Origin of the sequence: Methylobacterium sp. J-072 (assembly GCF_022829425.1) — a bacterium.
Lineage (GTDB): Bacteria > Pseudomonadota > Alphaproteobacteria > Rhizobiales > Beijerinckiaceae > Methylobacterium.
In genome coordinates, this window is the sequence record NZ_JAKSYK010000084.1 from 1 (window position 1) to 18,392 (window position 18,392).

19 protein-coding genes and 1 tRNA gene are annotated in these 18,392 nt (G+C 71.7%); 9 read left to right on the forward strand and 11 right to left on the reverse strand.

All coding sequences use genetic code 11. From position 1 onward, the window contains the following. Positions 1-264: 264 nt before the first annotated feature. Entirely contained in the window at positions 265-1,686 is a 1,422-nt protein-coding gene (locus MKK67_RS09115) for a trehalose-6-phosphate synthase (protein ID WP_243963568.1), read from the reverse strand. Between the two features lie 493 nt (positions 1,687-2,179). On the opposite strand from MKK67_RS09115, the gene MKK67_RS09120 reads away from it, so the two are divergent. From MKK67_RS09120 to MKK67_RS09135, 4 genes are all read left to right on the forward strand, one after another. After that, positions 2,180-2,689 carry a hypothetical protein gene (locus MKK67_RS09120; RefSeq protein ID WP_243963570.1) on the forward strand — a complete coding sequence of 170 codons (510 nt, stop codon included), beginning with the start codon at positions 2,180-2,182 and terminating at the stop codon, positions 2,687-2,689. A gap of 2 nt (positions 2,690-2,691) precedes the next feature. Further along, the gene (locus MKK67_RS09125; protein WP_243963572.1) at positions 2,692-3,105 is read left to right on the forward strand and encodes a phage holin family protein; all 414 of its coding nucleotides are present in this window, start codon (positions 2,692-2,694) and stop codon (positions 3,103-3,105) included. After that, positions 3,102-3,482 carry a DUF3618 domain-containing protein gene (locus tag MKK67_RS09130; protein WP_058193606.1) on the forward strand — a complete coding sequence of 127 codons (381 nt, stop codon included), beginning with the start codon at positions 3,102-3,104 and terminating at the stop codon, positions 3,480-3,482. The genes MKK67_RS09125 and MKK67_RS09130 overlap by 4 nt, the downstream gene beginning before the upstream one ends. Before the next feature lie 91 nt (positions 3,483-3,573). Continuing rightward, entirely contained in the window at positions 3,574-4,350 is a 777-nt protein-coding gene (locus MKK67_RS09135) for a hypothetical protein (RefSeq protein ID WP_243963573.1), read from the forward strand. Between the two features lie 48 nt (positions 4,351-4,398). Here MKK67_RS09135 and MKK67_RS09140 read toward each other — a convergent pair whose 3' ends face one another. Further along, positions 4,399-5,907: a malonate--CoA ligase gene (locus MKK67_RS09140; protein WP_243963574.1), complete on the reverse strand. Its 1,509-nt coding sequence runs from the start codon at positions 5,905-5,907 to the stop codon at positions 4,399-4,401. Positions 5,908-6,016: 109 nt separating this feature from the next. Continuing rightward, positions 6,017-6,466, reverse strand: a complete 450-nt coding sequence (locus MKK67_RS09145; protein WP_243963576.1) for a monooxygenase family protein — start codon at positions 6,464-6,466, stop codon at positions 6,017-6,019. A 53-nt stretch (positions 6,467-6,519) separates the two neighbouring features. On the opposite strand from MKK67_RS09145, the gene MKK67_RS09150 reads away from it, so the two are divergent. Next, positions 6,520-7,101, forward strand: a complete 582-nt coding sequence (locus MKK67_RS09150; protein WP_243963578.1) for a TetR/AcrR family transcriptional regulator — start codon at positions 6,520-6,522, stop codon at positions 7,099-7,101. A gap of 9 nt (positions 7,102-7,110) precedes the next feature. On the opposite strand, the gene MKK67_RS09155 is transcribed toward MKK67_RS09150, so the two are convergent. Both MKK67_RS09155 and MKK67_RS09160 read right to left on the reverse strand, forming a co-directional pair. Further along, positions 7,111-8,520 carry a malonyl-CoA decarboxylase gene (locus MKK67_RS09155; protein ID WP_243963579.1) on the reverse strand — a complete coding sequence of 470 codons (1,410 nt, stop codon included), beginning with the start codon at positions 8,518-8,520 and terminating at the stop codon, positions 7,111-7,113. Positions 8,521-8,781: 261 nt separating this feature from the next. Beyond that, complete coding sequence (locus MKK67_RS09160) at positions 8,782-8,973, reverse strand: hypothetical protein (protein WP_092042594.1); 192 nt, start codon at positions 8,971-8,973, stop codon at positions 8,782-8,784. Between the two features lie 319 nt (positions 8,974-9,292). Here MKK67_RS09160 and MKK67_RS09165 point away from each other — a divergent pair, with 319 nt between their 5' ends. Continuing rightward, entirely contained in the window at positions 9,293-10,468 is a 1,176-nt protein-coding gene (locus tag MKK67_RS09165) for an MFS transporter (RefSeq protein ID WP_243963580.1), read from the forward strand. On the opposite strand, the gene cobD is transcribed toward MKK67_RS09165, so the two are convergent. After that, positions 10,461-11,489 (reverse strand): threonine-phosphate decarboxylase CobD, encoded by a 1,029-nt coding sequence (cobD, locus tag MKK67_RS09170; protein ID WP_243963581.1) that lies wholly within the window; start codon positions 11,487-11,489, stop codon positions 10,461-10,463. The genes MKK67_RS09165 and cobD overlap by 8 nt on opposite strands. Between cobD and cbiB the strand changes: the two genes are divergently transcribed. Further along, the gene (cbiB, locus tag MKK67_RS09175) at positions 11,481-12,464 is read left to right on the forward strand and encodes an adenosylcobinamide-phosphate synthase CbiB (RefSeq protein WP_243963582.1); all 984 of its coding nucleotides are present in this window, start codon (positions 11,481-11,483) and stop codon (positions 12,462-12,464) included. The genes cobD and cbiB overlap by 9 nt on opposite strands. Before the next feature lie 53 nt (positions 12,465-12,517). Continuing rightward, entirely contained in the window at positions 12,518-13,432 is a 915-nt protein-coding gene (locus MKK67_RS09180) for an NAD(P)-dependent oxidoreductase (protein ID WP_243963583.1), read from the forward strand. A 4-nt stretch (positions 13,433-13,436) separates the two neighbouring features. Here MKK67_RS09180 and MKK67_RS09185 read toward each other — a convergent pair whose 3' ends face one another. From MKK67_RS09185 to cobU, 5 genes are all read right to left on the reverse strand, one after another. Further along, entirely contained in the window at positions 13,437-13,613 is a 177-nt protein-coding gene (locus MKK67_RS09185) for a hypothetical protein (protein WP_167367757.1), read from the reverse strand. Between the two features lie 101 nt (positions 13,614-13,714). Beyond that, positions 13,715-15,064, reverse strand: a complete 1,350-nt coding sequence (locus tag MKK67_RS09190) for an MFS transporter (protein ID WP_243963584.1) — start codon at positions 15,062-15,064, stop codon at positions 13,715-13,717. 80 nt (positions 15,065-15,144) lie between these two features. Continuing rightward, positions 15,145-16,587 carry a cobyric acid synthase gene (locus MKK67_RS09195; protein ID WP_243963585.1) on the reverse strand — a complete coding sequence of 481 codons (1,443 nt, stop codon included), beginning with the start codon at positions 16,585-16,587 and terminating at the stop codon, positions 15,145-15,147. A gap of 23 nt (positions 16,588-16,610) precedes the next feature. Further along, positions 16,611-17,213 (reverse strand): cob(I)yrinic acid a,c-diamide adenosyltransferase, encoded by a 603-nt coding sequence (gene cobO / locus MKK67_RS09200; protein WP_243963586.1) that lies wholly within the window; start codon positions 17,211-17,213, stop codon positions 16,611-16,613. After that, positions 17,210-17,764 (reverse strand): bifunctional adenosylcobinamide kinase/adenosylcobinamide-phosphate guanylyltransferase, encoded by a 555-nt coding sequence (gene cobU, locus MKK67_RS09205; protein WP_243963587.1) that lies wholly within the window; start codon positions 17,762-17,764, stop codon positions 17,210-17,212. Before cobU ends, cobO begins: the two co-directional genes overlap by 4 nt. A gap of 106 nt (positions 17,765-17,870) precedes the next feature. Here cobU and MKK67_RS09210 point away from each other — a divergent pair. After that, positions 17,871-17,946 (forward strand) — tRNA-Glu (locus MKK67_RS09210). Positions 17,947-18,392: the final 446 nt, after the last annotated feature.

Here is an 18,392-nt window from a genome sequence, read left to right on the forward strand (position 1 = left end):
GGACTTGGGGAAGGGTCACGGCTCGTCGGGGCAGTCGGGGGCGGGCCGGCGAGCGCACGCCCGCCCCCACGTGCGGGATGGGCGCGCTCCGGTGTCTCGGGGGGTGGGGAGAGGGGCGGCCGGAATCAGACGCGTGGGGACCGTGCTGGCGGTGCGGGTGGCGCCCGGCTCGCGGGCACGTTGGGTCCAGCCCTGACAGGCGCGCTCCCTCCCCCGCAGAGGGGGGAGGGAGAGCCGCGCGCATCGGCTGCCGCCCTGATCCTTCTACTCGGCGGCCGCGGCCGTCGTCGGCGCCTCGCGCTCCATGGTGCGGAAATTCTCCAGCTCCGACAGGAAGTTGCGCGCCCACCAATCCACGTCCTCGCGGGTCATGCGCTCGACCATCGGCTTCCAGCGCGCCAGCCGCTCGGCCTTCGGCATGTACAAAGCGGAGCGGATCGCCTCGGCGACCTCGAACCGGTCGTAGGGGTTGATCAGCAGCGCCTCCGGCATCTGCCGGGCCGAGCCGGCGAATTTCGACAGGACCAGAACGCCGGGATCGTCCTCGCTCTGCGCGACCACGTATTCCTTGGCGACGAGGTTCATGCCGTCGCGCATCGGCGTGACCAGGCCGACCCGGGCCGCCCTGTACAGGCCGGCCAGCACCGGGCGCGGATAGGCCTTGGTGATGTACTGGATCGGCGTCCAGGCCGGATCGCCCAGCGCGCCGTTGATCTCGCCGACCTTCTCGTTCACGTCCCGGGCGAGTTGCTCGTATTCCGGCACCTCGCTGCGGGATTTCGGGGTGATCTGGATGTAGGTGACGTTGCCGCGCTGGTCCGGATTCGAGGCGAAGAAGCTCTCCACCGCCTCCATCCGCTCGGAGACGCCCTTGGAGTAATCCAGCCGGTCGACGCCGATCAGCAGCTTGCGGGTGCGCAGGCCCGCCATGGTCTCGCGCACCACCTTGTTGGCATTGGCCTTCTCGGCGGCCTCCTTGAAGCCGGCGACGTCGATGCCGATCGGGAAGGCGCGGATCCGGGTGCGGCGCCCGTCGACCATCAGCGAGCCGCCGCCGAGCGGGATCGCCCGCTGGGTGTCGACCAGGTTGCGCTGGAGGTTCTGCACGTCGGCCTCGGTCTGCAGGCCGATCAGGTCGTAATCGACGATGGCGCGCAGCAATTCGGTGCTCGCCGGCAGCGAGTTGAACACGTCGGCGGCGGGCCAGGGGATGTGGTGGAAATAGCCGATCGGGTTGTCGAGCCCGAGGCCACGCAGCTCGGCGGCCAGCGGCAGCAGGTGGTAATCGTGCACCCAGATGATGTCGTCCGGCTCGACCAGCTTGGCGAGCGCCCGGGCGAAGGTCCGGTTGACGCGGCAATAGCCGGCGTAATCCGAGCGCGAGAACGCCCCCAGGCCCAGCCGATAATGCATGATCGGCCACAGGGCCCGATTCGCAAAGCCGGCGTAATATTCGAGGTGGTCCTGCGGCGAGAGGTCGACCACGGCGTACTGGACCCGGCCGCGGTCGATCAGGGTCGGCTCCTCGGAGGGCTCCTCCGTGATGTTGCCGCTCCAGCCGAACCACAACCCCTCGTAGGCGGTGAACGCCTCCTTCACGGCGACGGCGAGGCCGCCTGCCGCGACCGCCTTCCCGCTATCCTCCGGGATGGCGACGCGGTTCGATACGATCACAAGGCGTGCCACGCGGGTCGGCTCCGGATCATGGGTGCGGGTCAGGTCGAGGACCCTGCCGCGCCTGCATCGGGACTTCTCTTATAGCAGAACGCGCGGAGTCCCTGCGCGATCCTTTGTCGGGGCAACCCAAGCGTGAAGCCGGGCGCGGGTCAAGTCGAGCACGACGCCGCGCCGGACAGGAGCGCCGGCCTGTCCGGTGCTGGAGGCGCGCTCCGGCCCCGCTCCGACTCCCCTCCGGCCAGCCTTCGAAGACGACGCGCAGCGAAGCCCGAGACGTGCTGAAGAGCGGACGAAGCGTTGCCGTTGTGCAAGCGCGGCGGTTCTGCCAGACCGCGCCTGAACGCCGGCTGAGCGAGGGCCCGCGTGCCGGAGCTTGAGTCGCGCGGACCGGTCCTTCCGGATGGGCCGGAACCGGTGACAGCCCAGCCGGTTACTCAGCCATCGCGGGGGCCGCGGTCGCCGCGAGCGACGCCGTCCCCGCGCCGCGAGGAGTGTTTTCGAGATGGCCGGCAACGAGTTCCCGCAGGACCCGACCAAGGACCCGCTGAAGGATCCGCTGCACGAGGGCTCCGGCGAGCGCCCCCAGTGGCGCGCCCTTCAGGGTGACGTCGAGGGACTGGCCGACGAGGCGGCCGAGCGCGGCCGCGGGCTGATCGACGCGGCGCGGCTCCAGGCCCAGGATTACGTCGAGCGGCGCAAGAGCGACGCGGCGCAGTCGGTCCAGGATCTGGCGCAGACGATCCGCAATTCCGGCCGCGACCTCGGCGACAAGCCGCATGTGCGCGCCTTCTTCGACAGCGCCGCCGATGGGCTGGAGCAGCTCGGCTCCTCAATCGAGCGGCGTAGCCTGGGCGACTTCTACGGCGAGGCCGAGGCCTTCGCCCGGCGCGCCCCGGTGGCGGTGGCGGTCGGCACCTTCGTGGCCGGCCTGATCGCTGCCCGGTTCATCAAGTCGTCGAGCCTGCCGCCGGAAGCGCCTGACGGCGACGCCCGCGACAGCTTCCGGGCCTGACGATGGCCCAGGGACCTGATCCGCGCCAACCCGGCGCTTCGAGCATCCAGAGCCTGATCGGCGACGCCCTGCGGGAGACCAACGAGCTCGCCCGCAAGGAGATCGCGCTGTTCCGCGCCGAGATGGCGGGCAATGTCCGCCAGCTCATCATCGGCCTGGCCTGCATGGTCGGCTCGGCGGTGTTCGCCGTGGTCGCCCTGCTGGTGCTGATCGGCGCCTTCGTGAAGTGGCTCGCCACGATCGTCGGCTCCGAGTGGCTGTCAGCCCTAATCGTCGGCGGCGTGCTGCTGGTCATCGCCGTCGGCATGGCCCTGTGGGCGCGCAGCGTCCTGTCCCTCTCCACCCTGGCGCCGACGCGCACGACGCGCCAAGTGCGCCAGGATGCCCAGGCCCTGTCGGAGCGCGTATCCGGATGAGTTCGATGACCGACCTCGAAAAGGAGATCGAGGCGAGCCGGGCACGGCTCGACGACACGATCGACCAGATCCAGGGGAAGCTCTCGGTCCCGAACATCGTGGACGAGATGCTGGGCAACGCTCGGCGCACGCCCGCGCTGAGCGGTGTCTATGACGGCGCCCTCGAAGCGGTACGCCGCAACCCCGTCCCGGTCCTGCTGATCGCCGCCGGGGTGGGGCTGCTGTTCAACCGGATGGCCCGGGATGCCGAGCGCCGCCGCACCCAGGTCTCGGCCGAGCGCGTGGCCACGCTCAACACCGGCACGGCCCGCGGCTACGACCCCGACCTGCCGACGGCGCGCCCGCTTCGCGACCCTCTCGAGAAGACCGACATCTGACGCCCGAGACGTGACGATTCGAGCCCGGCCCGCCGGCCGGGATGGGCGACGCCCCCGCGCGGCGCCGAGACGGACATTCGAGGACCCCGCCATGACCGACAAGCCGACCCCGTCCAGCCTCCCCGAACAGCTCGCCGCCCAGGCCGGCATGCCGACGGGCTCGGGCGACAGCAGCCTGCGACCCGATCCAGCCGGCCACGGCGATCCGTGTCCGGCCCCCGGCGAGGCGGCCGGCGACTTCACCCTCCGCCCCGACCCGCGCGGCCTGCACGATCCGCTCCCGCCCGGTGCTGCGACGCGCCCGATCGATGCGGCGGCATCCGTGAAGGACGGGGCCCAGGCCGCCGGTGATCGCGCCGCCGACCTCGCCGGGCAGGCGCGCCAGACCGTGTCGGAACTGGCCGACGATATCGGCAACCGCCTCGGCAGCGCCGCCGACCAGGCCCGCGCCCGCGCCACCTCGGCATATGACGAGGCGAAGGAGCGTGCCGGCGCCCTGCACAAGCGCAACCTGCGGGCGCTCGATGACATCACCACCCAGGGGATCGATGGGCTCCAGCGCGGCCGCAGCACGGTCGAGCGCTTCGTGGACGACAACCCGCTTCTGGTGGGCGTCGTCGGCGTCGCCGCCGGCCTGCTGCTCGGCGCCCTGCTGCCGCGCACCCGCCAGGAGGACCGCAACATCGGCCCCTGGGCCGACGAGGTGCGCGACCAGGGCCTGCGCTACGCCCGCGAGGTGACCAATATGGGCCGCGAGTTCGTCCAGACCGCCCTCGATCCGGACAATCTCAACGCGGCGGTCCGCAAGGCCACGGATCCCGAGGGGCCCACGCCGCCGGCGAACGAGCGGACCGCGCACAACCTCTGACGACGAAGTCCCCCGCCCGCCGGCCTCGCAGCCAGCGGGCGGTTTCTTTTACGCCCGATACAGCCCCGCATGGGCCTCGCGGAGCAGGTTTTTTTGTACTTTGCCCATGGTGTTGCGCGGCAGCTCGTCCACGAACAGCACGCGCTTGGGGCATTTGAACCGGGCGAGCCGCCCCTCCAGGGCCGCCAGCACCCCAGCCTCGTCCGGGCCGTCGGTCCCTCCGACCACCACGGCGGTGACCGCCTCGCCGAAATCCGGGTGCGCCAAGCCGATCACCGCGGATTCGACCACGCCCGGCAGGGCGTCGATCTCGGTCTCGACCTCCTTCGGGTAGACGTTGAAGCCCCCTGAGATGATCAGATCCTTGCCGCGCCCGACGATGTGGACGTAGCCCCGGGCATCGACCTTGCCGAGGTCGCCGGTGATGAAGAAGCCGTCCGGCCGGAACTCGGCTTCGGTCTTCTCGGGCATGCGCCAGTAGCCCTTGAACACGTTCGGGCCCTTGACCTCGAGCATCCCGACGGCGTCCGGCCCCAGCGCCGCGCCGGTCTCGGGATCGACCACCCGCAGGGACACGCTCGGCAGGGGGAAGCCCACGGTGCCGGCGACCCGGTCCCCCGCGTAGGGGTTCGAGGTGCTCATGTTGGTCTCGGTCATGCCGTAGCGTTCGAGGATGGCGTGGCCAGTGCGGGCCTGCCACTCCCGGTGCGTCTCAGCGAGCAGCGGCGCCGAGCCCGACACGAACAGGCGCATGCCCTTGGCCGCCTCGGGGGTGAGACCGGGCTCCTTGAGGAGGCGCGTGTAGAAGGTCGGCACACCCATCAGGGCGGTCGCCCGGCCCATCAGGCTCAGGATCAGTTTTGGGTCGAGGCGCGGCAGGAACAGCATGGTGCCGCCGCTCGCCAGCACCGTGTTGGTCGCCACGAACAGGCCGTGGGTGTGGAACACCGGCAGGGCGTGGATCAGCACGTCGTCTTCGGTGAAGCGCCAGATATCCACCAACGTCCGGGCGTTCGATGCCAGGTTGTCGTGGGTGAGCATGGCGCCCTTCGAGCGCCCGGTCGTGCCCGAGGTGTAGAGGATCGCGGCGAGATCCTCCGGGCCCCGGGGCACGTCCGCGAACTCCGTCGCCTGCCGGTCCGCAGCTTCGGCGGCGCTGCCGGCCCCGGCTGCGTCCAGCGTCCAGACCTCGCGGATGCCGGTAGCGGCCTGCGCCAGGGCCTCGCGCCGTCCCGGGTCGCAGACGAAGATCGTGGGCTCTGCATCACCCAGAAAATACCCGATCTCCGCCGGGGTATAGGCGGTGTTGAGCGGCAGGAACGCGGCGCCGGCGCGCACCACCCCGAGATAGAGGAAGATCACCTCCGGGCTCTTCTCGACCTGGACCGCCACCCGGTCGCCGGGCTCCACGCCCGCCGCCTGCAGGGCCGCCGCGTAGGCACCGGAGCGGGCGATCAGGTCCGCGTAACTGTAGCCGCGCCCCTCCGGCGTTTCGATCACGGTCTTGGCGGGATCGGGGACGCCGTCCCGGACCAGGGAGAAGAGATGGTTCGTCATCGTGAGGCTTGAGCTATCACGGGCCGCAGGGTTCAGGCAGCCATAGAACCGTTCCCGATCGCCCCGCAATCGGGGCCGGCGCTCTGCCTCCGCCATCAGGAAGCCGCTGTCAGGCTGCCAGCCGCTGCCGCGAGGACAGGAAGGCACCGTCGGGAACCCGCTCGGGGGCGAACAGCCCGAGGCCGGTGGGCGCCGGCATGCCGACATAGATCGCTTCCATGCCGTCGCGCGTATACGCCTCGTGCCAGAAGCCTGAGCCCTGGGAGATCTTGGAGAAGTCCCGCCACCACGTGCGGTGCGGCTCCGAGCGGGTGAAACGCTCCAGGCTCTCCAGGTCGCGCCAGTACTGGCGCATGCCGATATGGGTCGGCCCGAAGAACAGGTTTTCGTGGGCGAGCAGGCCGTCGGGCTGTGACCGCACCGCCCCGGCAATGTCGCGCCCGAGCCCGATCAGGGCGAGCAACCCGCGCCAGCGCGTGACGCGAAAGCCGAGATACACCACGACGAGGTTGGGATAGGCAGACAGGTCCACGGAGCGGCGGATCGGTGCGGCTTGCATGACGCGGCCTCCTGGGCTTGTATGCAGTGTAAACTTAACGCGGTGCGCGTACAGTGTCAACATCGACTCTCGAGAAGGCCTATCATCACGGTGATCTGGGCGCCGCCCTGGTCTCGGCCTCCCTCGACCTGCTGGAATCCGATGGCGCGGCGGCCCTGTCGCTGCGGGCCGCGGCCCGGGCCTGCGGCGTCTCGGCGATGGCGCCCTACCGGCACTTCGCCGGCAAGGAGCAGCTCCTCGAAGCGGTCGCTGCCCGCGGCTTCGAGGATCTGGCCGAGAGCCTGGACGCAGCCGACCGCTCGACGGAGGGCGCCGAGGCGCTGGCCGCGCAGGGAGCCGCCTACGTCGCCTTCGCGTGTCGGCGCCCGGCCCTGTTCCGACTGATGTTCATGACCCCCTGCCAGAAGCCCGACACGTCCCGGGCCTATCGGATCCTTGAGACGCGGGCCGCCGCGCTCGCCAGTCCGGGCATGCCCGCCGCGGACCTGACCCTGGCCGCCTGGGCGCTGGTGCACGGGCTCGCGGCGCTGATCCTCGACCGCCGGGTGCCCCTGGAGGCCGGCGAAACGGAGGCGGTCGCCCGGCGGATCACCGGGCAATTCGCTCGGCTGACCGCTGGCCTCACCGAGGCGTAAGTTGGGCGGTCACGCCTCGGCCAGCACCACCGCCCGCGGCGGCGGGAGCTTGGCGCGCAGCTCCCGGGTCACCGCCGGCGAGGCCGCCACGGTGCCGAGATTGGCGTAGGTCTCGTGGTTCTTCTCGATCGCCGCGAGGTCGTAGAGGTAGTTCACCATCAGGCCGTGCGACTGGGCCAGCCCCTTCTTCGAGGTGTCGCCGAGGAAGTTGATCCGGTCGAGCCGGGCGCCGTTGCCGAGATGGAACCGGGCCACCGGGTCGAGGGGGCGGCCGCGCTCGTTCTTGGCGCGCAGGAAATAGGCGGCGGCGGCCGGGATCAGCGCCTTGCGCACGGCCTCGGCGCGAGCCTTGTCGGCGTGCCAGTCCGGATCGTCCAGCGCCCGCAGCACCTCGACATCCTCGGGCAGCAGGCCCTGCGGACTGTCGGCCCGGCGCTCCCGGGCGAGCCAGGCCGCGAAGCCCGGCACCGGCGAGAGGGTCACGAAGGTCTTGAGCGAGGGCACCTCGCGGGTCAGATCCTCCACCACCTGCTTGATCAAGAAGTTGCCGAAGGTGACGCCGGCCAACCCCTTCTGGCAGTTGGAGATCGAGTAAAAGATCGCCGTGGTCGCCGCCCGCGGCTGCAGCGGCTTGCGCTCCCGCGACAGGATCGGGGCGATGGCCGGCGCGACCTGGTCGGTGAGCGCCACCTCCACGAAGATCAGCGGCTCGTCGGAGAGCGCCGGGTGGAAGAACGCGAAGCAGCGCCGGTCCGCCGGCTCGATCCGGGCGCGCAGGTCGTCCCAGCCGGTGATCGCGTGCACCGCCTCGTACCGGATGATCTTTTCCAGGATATGGGCGGGCGTGGTCCAGTCGATGTGCCGCAGCACCAGGAAGCCCCGGTTGAACCAGGAGGCGAACAGGTGCTCGAAATCGGAATCGAGGCTGTCGACCGCGTCCAGCACCGAGGCCTCCGCCTCGGCACCGGCGCGCAGAGCCTTGCGCAGGTCGAACAGGTCCTCGCGCATCCGCACCAGGCTGAGCGTGCCGCCGCGGGCGAGGTTGAGGCGGCGGATCAGCTCCTGGCTGCGCGGCTCTGCGGCCTCATGCAGGGTGCCGAGGCGGGCGCGGGTCGGATCGGCCCGGTAGGCGGCGATCGCCTCGTCGACGGCGGCGTGGTCCGCGTCGAAATCCAGCGCGATCGCCCGCAGGAAGGCGTGGCGCTCGGTCTGGCCGAAGCTGGCGTAGCGGTCGAGGATCAGCCGGGCCAGGGCCACCCCGGAGGCCTCGCCGCGCCGGGAGATCAGGTCCTCGCACAGCTTGACCAGCTCGCCCGCATTGGCCCGGCCGGCGATGTCGCCGCGGCCGATGCCGATCAGGTCGCGGCCCCGCTCGCTGATGGTCTGGAGCAGGTCGCCGAAGAAGGAGATCGCCGCCATGACCCTCGCACTGACCCCTGTCGGACCGGACCCGAAGCGCACCCGGACCCGTGACGCCGGCACGTCGATCGGAGGCGCGCAAAACCGCCGAACCGGGACGAGCCGGGCCTGTTCAGGCCGGTCGGCTCAGGCCCCCGGTTCCACCTGCCATTCTACGGCGGCGCGGGCGCGGCGACCAGAGCTTGAGCGGTCGCGGAGCGCCCCAAACCTGCAGCCTGCGGTCTGGCGACGACGATGATGTGACGGGCCGATCCCGTCCGGTCAGAGCCGCTCGGCCACGGTGGCGAGGTCGGCCAGCTCCCGCCAGTCGCCGAGGCCGTGCTGGCGGGCGAAGCGGATCTCGGCGGCCCGGCGGGCGCGCTCCGGATCGCGGGCCCGCATGATCGCGACGGACCCGATGGTGAAGGGCACCCCGAGGATCTCCTTGGCGAACTCGACGCGGTAGTTCGGCATCCCGTACTCCCTGCTGCGGTGGTTCTGGACGTGCTCGCGCGGAACGAACCCGGCCCCGAAACCGTATCCCGCTGACGAACCAGTCTCTTTGGGTTCGACGCCCGGGACGCGGACGGCCGGAACCGCGTCGATCGCATATGGGGCAGGACGTTGGCCGGTGAAGAGGCAGAGGGCGTGACCGAGGGCTGCAGCCCCGGCGCTTGCCGGAGGGCGTGCCCTGCCCGTATCGGTCTCGGCCCTCCCCTCCCGACACGGACCTCACCATGGCCCCCATGACGGCCCTGAAGCGGCGGCGCGCCTGCCCGCCCCCGATCCTGGCGTGACCACCCTCCTCGACGCGAAGGCCCGGCTCGGCCTGACGCTGATCGCCGGCGGGGCGGTCGCCAACATCTATTACAACCAGCCGCTGCTCGGCCTGATCGTGTCCGAGTTCGGCGATGCCGCGGCCCTGTGGGTGCCGACCACGGCGCTCGTCGGCTACGGGCTCGGCATCATCGGGCTCGTGCCCCTGGGCGACGCCCTGCCCCGCCGCCGCCTGATCGTGGGGCAATGCCTCGGCCTCGCCGTGGCGCTGCTCGCCGTGGGCCTCGCTCCGAACCTCGCCTGCCTGGCGCTCGCCCACCTCGTCGTCGGCGTGCTCAGCTGCGCGGCCCAGCAGGCGGTGCCGTTCGCGGCCGAGCTCGCCCCGGACGCGAGCCGCGGCCGGATCGTCGGGCAGGTGATGACCGGGCTGCTCACCGGCATCCTGCTCGCCCGCACGGCGAGCGGATTTTTGGGGGCGCATCTCGGCTGGCGGGCGGTGTTCCTGGCCGCGTCGCTCCTGGCGCTCGCCATGGCCGGCATCGCCCGCGCGACCCTGCCGCACACGCCCCAGACCCATCCCCTGCGCTACCGCGCCCTGATGCTGTCGATCCTCCATCTCGCCCGGTCGCAGCCGGTGCTGCGCACCGCGAGCCTGTCGCAGGCGCTGCTGTTTGCCGCGTTCAACGCCTTCTGGGCGACCCTGGCGCTGCTGGTGGAGAACCCGCCCTTCGGGCTCTCCGCCGCCGGGGCTGGGCTGTTCGGGGTGATCGGCGTCTGCGGCGCGTTCGTGGCGCCCCTGTCGGGCCGCTTCACCGACCGGAGCGGCGCGAAGCCGGTGGTGCTCGGCGGCAGCCTGATGGTCGCCCTGTCGTTCCTGGTGCTCTGGGCCGGGGGAACGTGGTCGCTGGTGGCGGTCGGGATCGGCGTCCTGCTGATCGATATCGGCATGAACGGCGCGCTCATCGCCAACCAGACCCGGGCCTACGCCCTGGTCCCGGGGGCGCGGGGCCGGATCAACACGGTGCTGTTCACGACCCTGTTCGTGTTCGGGGCGCTCGGCGCCTTCGCGGGCTCGCAGGCCTTCTTGGTGGTCGGCTGGCCGGGGGTCTGCGCGGTGGGCCTCGCTTTCTCGGCGCTGGCCGTACTGGTGGCGGCCCGCGATCCGCATGGACCCGCGACGCCGGCTACTTGAGCACCCGCGACAGGCGGCACCACGCCGCCTTTCCGGTGGGCAAGCCGAAGCGGAGGCGCTCAAGCCGCTCGGGGAAGCGCCGCACCGCGATGCCGGCTTCCGCGAGGCGGCGGTACAGGCCCGGCCCGTCGGGAAAATCGGCGGTGCGGAACAGGCTGGTGCCGCCGACGAGGGTGCCGCCGCCGCGGGCGATCAGCCGGTCGAGGCGCGCCGCATCCGCCGCCCGCGCCCGGGCGGTCTCGGCCCGCCACGCCGTGTCCGAGAGGGCGGCCCGGCCGATCGCCAGGGCCGGCCCGGACACCGCCCAGGGGCCGAGGGCCGTACCGATCCGGTCCGCCGTCCCAGGCTCGGCGATCGCGAAGCCGAGGCGCAGGCCGGCGAGCCCGTAGGTCTTGCCGAAGGAGCGCAGCACCACGAGCCCGGACCCTGCATGCGGGCACAGGCTCGCCACCGGCTCCAGATCCGTAAAAGCCTCGTCGGCGACCAGCAGGCCGCCGCGGGCGCGCAGGGCTTCCGCCAGGGCGAGCCGCTCAGGCACCGGATGGGTCCGCCCGTCCGGGTTGTTCGGATCGACCAGCACCACCACGGCCGCGTCGCCGATCGCCGCGATCCCGTCGACCTGCGTCACCGCGTGCCCGGCCCGCACCCAGGCGGCTTCGTGCTCGGCATAGGTCGGGCCGACCACCGCGACCCGGGTCGGGGCCACGAGCCGGGGCAGGGTCTCGATCAGGATCTGGGTGCCGGGCGCCAGGGCGACATGCGTCGCATCGGGCGCGCCGTAGGCCGAAGCGGCCGCCGCCCGCAGGGCCTCGACCTCGGCGGCGGCGGGGAGCCGCGTCCAGGCGCTGGCCTCCACCGGCGGCACGGGATAGGGGACCGGATTGATCCCCGTCGAGAGGTCGAGCCAGGGCTCCGGCGCCTCGGGAAAGGCGCGACGCAGTCCTCCGAGATCGCCGCCATGGGGGATCGGACCCGGGATCGCCCCCGGCTTCGGAGCGGGATTCCAGAAACGATGCTCCATCCGCCCGACACGCTCGCCATCCTCGCCCTCGCCCTCGGGATCGAGGCGGCGTCCGGCTACCCGGACGCGCTCTACAGGGCCATCGGCCACCCTGTCACCTGGATCGGCCGTCTGATTTCCTGGCTGGAGCGCGGCTTGAACCGCGGCTCCGAGCGCCGCCGCCGGGTCGCCGGCTGCGGCGCGCTGGTGCTTCTGCTGGCGGTCACGGGGCTGCCGGCCTTTGCGCTCACCGGGCTCAGCCTCTGGGCCGGCCCCCTCCCCGCCCTGCTGCTCCTCGGCCTGCTCTGCGCGAGCCTGCCGGCGCAGCGCAGCCTGAACGACCACGTCGCGGCCGTGGAGACCGCCCTGCGCGACGGCGGCCTGGAGGCCGGCCGCCGGGCGGTGTCGATGATCGTCGGGCGCGACCCGGACCAGCTCGATGGGCCGGCGGTCTGCCGCGCCGCGATCGAGAGCCTGGCGGAGAATTTTTCCGATGGGATCGTGGCGCCGGCCTTCTGGATCGGCTGCCTCGGCCTGCCCGGCGGCGTGCTCTACAAGGCGATCAACACCGCCGACAGCATGATCGGCCACCGCACCCCGCGCTACGCCGCCTTCGGCTGGGCTGCGGCCCGGCTCGACGACGGGGTGAACCTGCCGGCCTCGCGGCTCGCCGGCCTGCTGATCGTCGGGGCGGCGCTCTTGCGCGGCGCCGATGCGCGCGGCGCGCTCCGGGCGATGGCCCGCGACGCCGGCCGCCACCGCTCGCCCAATGCCGGCTGGCCCGAGGCCGCCATGGCCGGGGCGCTCGGCCTGCGGCTCGCCGGCCCGCGGGTCTATGACGGCACCCTCGTCCCCGACGCCCATATGGGCGACGGCCGGGCCGAGGCCACGGCCGACGACATCGCCCGGGCCTTGATCCTCTACCGGACGGCCTGCCTGATCCAGGGGGTGCTCGTCCTGGCGCTGCTCGCCCTCTGGCTCGTGGCGATGGGCTGACCCGACGGCACGGCCTGCGCTACGCTAGCTTGAGCGGGACTAAGGAGAAGCCGATGCGCGCGGTGTTCGTCGATGCCAGCGAGACCCTGGCGGCGGTGGCGCGCCGCCTGCTGCGGCCGGACGATCCGCCCGTCGCGATCAATCGCCAGCCCGACATCACCCCGGCGGACCTGCCCGGCCTGCTCGCCGGGGCGGAGATCGCGGTGATCGACCACACCGCCCTCCCCCTCGACGTGGCCCGAGCCTGCCCGAGCCTGCGCCACGCGGTGTTCCTCGGCACCGGCGCGCGCAGCTACATGGACCCGGAGGCGCTCCAGGCCGAGCTCGGCATCACGGTCCATACGATCAAGGGCTACGGCGACACTGCGGTGGCGGAATGCGCCTTCGCGCTCCTATGGGCCGCCGCCCGGGGCCTGCCCGAGATGGACCGGGCAATGCGCGCGGGGCGCTGGCTGCGCACCGAGGGGATCCAGCTCACCGGCAAGACCGTCGGTCTCGTCGGCTTCGGCGGGATCGCGGCCGAGATGGCGCGGCTTTGCCGCGGCGCCGGCCTGCGGGTGCTGGCCTGGAACCGGACACCGAAAACGCATCCGGAGGTCGAATTCGTTCCCCTGGAGCAGCTGCTGGCCGAGAGCGACGTGGTCTCGCTCCACCTGCTCCTGACCGATGAGACGCGCGGCTTCCTGTCGGCCGCGCGCATCGCCGCCCTCAAGCCCGGAGCGATCCTGATCAACACCGCCCGGGGGGCACTGGTCGACGAGCCCGCCCTGGTCGAAGCCCTGCGCGAAGGGCGGATCGCCCAGGCCGGGCTCGACGTGTTCACGGTCGAGCCCTTGCCCGCCGACCATCCGCTCGCGTCCCTGCCGAACGTCACCCTCTCGGCGCATTCGGCCTTCCGCACCCCGGAGGCCAGCGACAACCTGATCGGCGCCGCCCTCGACCATTGCCGGCGGATCGCTGCCGGCTGAGGGATCAGTGTTCCGTGCCCGGCATGTTCGCCCGCGGCGCGCCGCCGTGGTCGCGGATCACGTTGGACCGTTCCGGGGAGCCCTTGGCGTCGGCGACCTGTTTCCGGGCCGCGGCGGCCAGGAACCAGACGCCGCCCAGAGTCCCCAGGGCGAGGATCAGAAGCGGAATTCCTTCGCTCATCGCGGTGCCCTCCTCGATGATGTCCCGCGGGGCTGCGGGATTGCATCATCATGCCCGATAGACGGGCATCAGGAAGAATAACGCACGATGTCGTGCGATGTTCAGGCCGTCCGAGCCCGTGTCGGCGCCGCCTCGCGCCGGGCCGCGTCCCGCCGCAGGGCGGAGAGCACGATGAACATCAGGCCGGCGCCGATCGCCAGGCAGGCGGACAGGAACAGCATCGGCACGAGGTCGCTCTTGGTCTGGTCGCGGATGAACGGGACCATGTTCTGCGCGACGAACCCGCCGAGATTGCCCACCGAGTTGATCGCCGCGATTCCGGCCGCCGCCGTCGCCCCGCGCAGGAAGGTCGCGGGCATCGACCAGAACACCGGCTGGGCGGAAAACGTCCCGGCCGCCGCCACGCACAGGCAGGCGAACTTCACGGCGTTGCCCGGCAGGATCACGCTGAGCGCCAGCCCGGCCGCCCCGACGAGCGCCGGCCCGACCACGTGCCAGGTCAGGGCGTTGCCCTGGGCGCCGGTGCGGGCGGCGTGGCGGGGGACCCACCACAGGGCGACCGCGGTGGCGACCCACGGGATGATGTTGAGGAAACCGTTGGTCAGGTTCGAGACCCCGAACCCCTTGACCACCGTGGGCAGCCAGTAGCCGAGGCCGTAGGCGGCCAGCGGCAGCGAGACGTAGACCCCGGCCAGCATCAGCACGCGCTTGTCGAGGAGCGCCGCGAACGGATTGCCGTGATCGACGAGGCCGCCGCCCTCGCGCTCGGCCCGCAGCGTGCGGGCGAGCCAGTCGCGCTGGTCCTGGGACAGCCAGGGCGCCGTCTCGGGACCGTTCGGCAGGATCAGCAGCACGATGGCGGTCATCACGATCGCCGGCGCGCCGGTGGCCAGGAACACCCATTGCCAGCCGGCCAGCCCCCAGACCCCGTCGAGGCCGAGCAGCGCCCCGCCGATCGCCGCGCCGACCGCGTTGGCCACCGCGCTGGCGATCATGAACCAGCCGATCATCCGGGCCCGGTGCGCCTGCGGGAACCAGAGCGTGAGGGCGAACAGCACGCCGGGGAAGAAGCCGGCCTCGGAGACACCGAGCAGGAAGCGCAGCACGTAGAACATCGCGGCGTTCTGGGTGAAACCGAGCAACAGCGTGACGACGCCCCAGGTGAACATGATCCGGGCGAACCAGACCCGGGCGCCGACCCGCTCCAGGAACACGTTGGCGGGCACCTCGAACAGGAAGTAGCCGAGGAAGAACAGCGACGCGCCGAGCCCGTAGGCGGTCTCGCTGAGTCCCAGGCTGCCGACCATGTCCAGCTTGGCGTAGGAGACGTTCTGCCGGTCGATATAGGCGATCAGGTAGAGGAGGCCGAGCAGCGGCATCAGCCGCAAAGTCACGGTGCGGACGGTGCTCTCTGCGAACTCCTCGCCGACCGGGGGCTGCGTGGGGGGCATATGGCGTTCCTCTGGACCCGTGCGGCCCCTCGTGGCGAGGGCCGGCAATTACACAGAGTAATCCGTGGCGTGGCCTTCGCCTACCGGGCAAGCGCCAGGAGCCGGTCGCAGTCGACATGGGCCGCGATGTGTCGCGCGAGGCCGTCGAGGGCCGCCTCGACCCCGGCCTCGTAGCCCGCCCCCTCCGAGACCGTGCCGAGGCGGGCGAGCCAGGCGGCGCGCTGGGCATCGTGCGCGAACAGGCCATGCACGTAGGTCCCGGCCACCAAGCCATCCGCCGAGACCGCCCCGTCGGCGCGTCCGTCGGCGAGCCGCAGCAGCGGCCGGGCCGCGTCGGGCCCGTGCGTGGCGCCGATATGCATCTCGTAGCCCGAGAACGGCACCGCATCGGGCAGGCTCGTGCCGGTCACCGCGGCCAGCCGCTTGTCCGGGCTCATCACGGTCTCGACGTCCAGGAGCCCGAGGCCCGGCACCGTGCGGGGCGCACCCTCGATCCCGTGCGGATCGGCGAGGCTGCGCCCCAGCATCTGGTAGCCGCCGCACAGGCCGAGCACCCGCCCGCCCCGCCGGACATGGGCGCGCAGGTCGACATCCCAGCCCTCGGCGCGGAAGAAATCCAGGTCGTCGATCGTGGTCTTGGAGCCCGGCAGCAGCACCAGGGCGGCCTCCGCGGGGATCGGCGTTCCGGGGCGCACCAGCACCACCGACACCCCTGGCTCGGCCCGGAGCGGGTCCAGATCGTCGAAATTGGCGATGCGCGGCAGCACCGGCACCGCGACCGTGACGGTCCCGGCCGGACGCGGCCCGGAGCCCGCGAGCCCGAGCACGTCCTCGGCCGGCAGGCGCACGGCCTCGGAGAAATGCGGCACCAAGCCCAGCGGCGCCCAGCCGGTCCGCTCGGCGATCAGCCGCATGCCGTCGGCGAACAGGCTCGGATCGCCCCGGAAGCGGTTGACGATGAAGCCGGCGATCATCGCGGCGTCGGCGGGGTCGATCACGGCCTTGGTGCCGACCAGGCTCGCGATCACGCCGCCCCGGTCGATATCGCCGACCAGCACCACCGGCGTATCGGTGGCCCGGGCAAAGCCCATATTGGCGATGTCGCCGGCCCGGAGGTTCACCTCGGAGGCCGAGCCCGCGCCCTCGACAAGCACCAGGTCGGCCTCCGCGGCCAATCGCGAAAAACTCTCCAGGACGGCGGGCATCAGCCGGGGCTTCCAGGCCTGGTAGTCGCGGGCCTTCACGGTGGCGACCATCCGTCCCTGCACCACCACCTGGGAGCCGATTTCGCTCTGGGGCTTGAGCAGGACCGGGTTCATGTGCACGGAGGGCGGCACCCGGGCGGCCCGGGCCTGGAGCGCCTGGGCGCGGCCGATCTCGCCGCCATCCGGGGTGACGGCGGCGTTGTTCGACATGTTCTGCGGCTTGAACGGGCGCACCGCCAAGCCCCGGTCGGTGAAGGCGCGCGCCAGCCCCGCCACGAGCAGCGACTTGCCGACATCGGAGCCGGTGCCCTGGATCATCAGGGCCTTCTTGCGCGCGGGCTTCAGAACTCGATCCCCTCCTGGGCCTTCACGCCGGCGGAAAAGTGATGCTTCACGCTGCCCATCTCGGTGACGAGGTCGGCGGCCTCGATCAAGGCCGGCTTGGCGTTGCGGCCGGTGACGACCACGTGCAGGTCCGGCCGGCGGGCGCGCAGGGCGGCGACCACGGTGTCGAGGTCGAGATAATCGTAGCGGAGCGCGATGTTGAGCTCGTCGAGGACGAGCAGGCGGATCGTCGGATCGGCCATCAGGCCCTCGGCCACGGCCCAGGCGTGGCGGCAGGCGGCGATGTCCCGGGCCTTGTCCTGGGTCTCCCAGGTGAACCCCTCCCCCAGCGTGTGCCAGGCGACCCGGTCGCCGAACACCCCGACCGCGTGGCGCTCGCCGGTGTCCCAGCCGCCCTTGATGAACTGCACCATGCCGACCCGCCAGCCGCGGCCGAGCGCGCGCAGCATCAGCCCGAGCGCCGCCGTGCTCTTGCCCTTGCCGGGGCCGGTATGGACCAGGAGCAGGCCCTTCTCGAGGGTCTTCTCCGCCACCTCGGCATCCTGCACGGCCTTACGCTTCTCCATCTTCTCGCGGTGGCGGGTCGCGTCGTCGCTCATGCGGAGGCTCCAGGGAGAGGGACTTGAAGGGGCGCTTGCGGCTTCACGACCAGCGGCAGGCCGGCGACGGTGAGCACGACCCGGTCGGCCCGGGCGGCAAGCCGCTGGTGCAGGCGCCCGGCCTCGTCGCGGAAGCGGCGGGCCAGCGCGTTGTCCGGCACGATCCCGAGCCCGACCTCGTTGCCGACCAGCACCAGCGGCCCCGGCGCCCGCGCGCAGGCGGCAAGAAGCCGCGCCACGGCGTCCTCCAAGTCGGCCTCCGCCAGGATCAGGTTGGTGAGCCAGAGGGTGAGGCAGTCGACCAGGACGGGCCCCTCCGCGGCCGCCACCGCCTCCGGCAGGGCCAGCGGCACGTCGCGGGTGCGCCACGGCTCGGCGCGCCGGGCCCGGTGCTGGCCGATGCGGGCGACCATCTCGTCATCGAAGGCCTGCGCGGTGGCGAGATAGAGCCACGGGCCGGGGCAGGCCTCGATCAGCCCCTCCGCGTAGACGCTCTTGCCGGAACGCGCCCCGCCGAGGACGAGGGTCATGCGGGGCGGGATCTGCACCATGCCCCTCCATCGCCCCAAGCCGCCCCGCGGTCAAACCTGAGCCCCCGTGCGGATCGACGGTTGCCGGACGCGCCGCCGCCGACTATAGAACCCCGGCCTAGCCAAAGCGCCCTTCGTCTAGCGGTCCAGGACGTCGCCCTTTCACGGCGAAAACACGGGTTCGATTCCCGTAGGGCGCGCCAATAAATTCAATTACTTAGCATGAATTTGGACGTTGCGCTGGCCTAGCGTACGGAAAATATACGGAAAATCTGCTGGCGTCCGTGATCGTTCGCGGAGATCCGTGGTTGTCTCATTCTCGGTAAGTCGGCCGCTAAGAATCCTCAGTTTTGCGGCGTCACCCAGACCGGCAGCAGCTGATTGCCTTGCTTGGGGTCGACCGTGTGCCAACGACAATCAACCTAACATTTCGCTGTGCTCGGCTTCGGCTCTGACTGGCTTGACCGATTGATATGGGGGCAAGCCCCGCGCAGGCTAAACTCCTTCGCACCGGGCGAGCGCATCCTCTGCCTCCGCGTACGCTGGGTACGAGCTATTAAGGTGGCGTGGGCCGGTGGGCGCGACCGGGATACCGCACAGGCCCTCGTTTGACCTTCGAAGGTTATGCGTCGGTCCGCCGCGCCGAAAT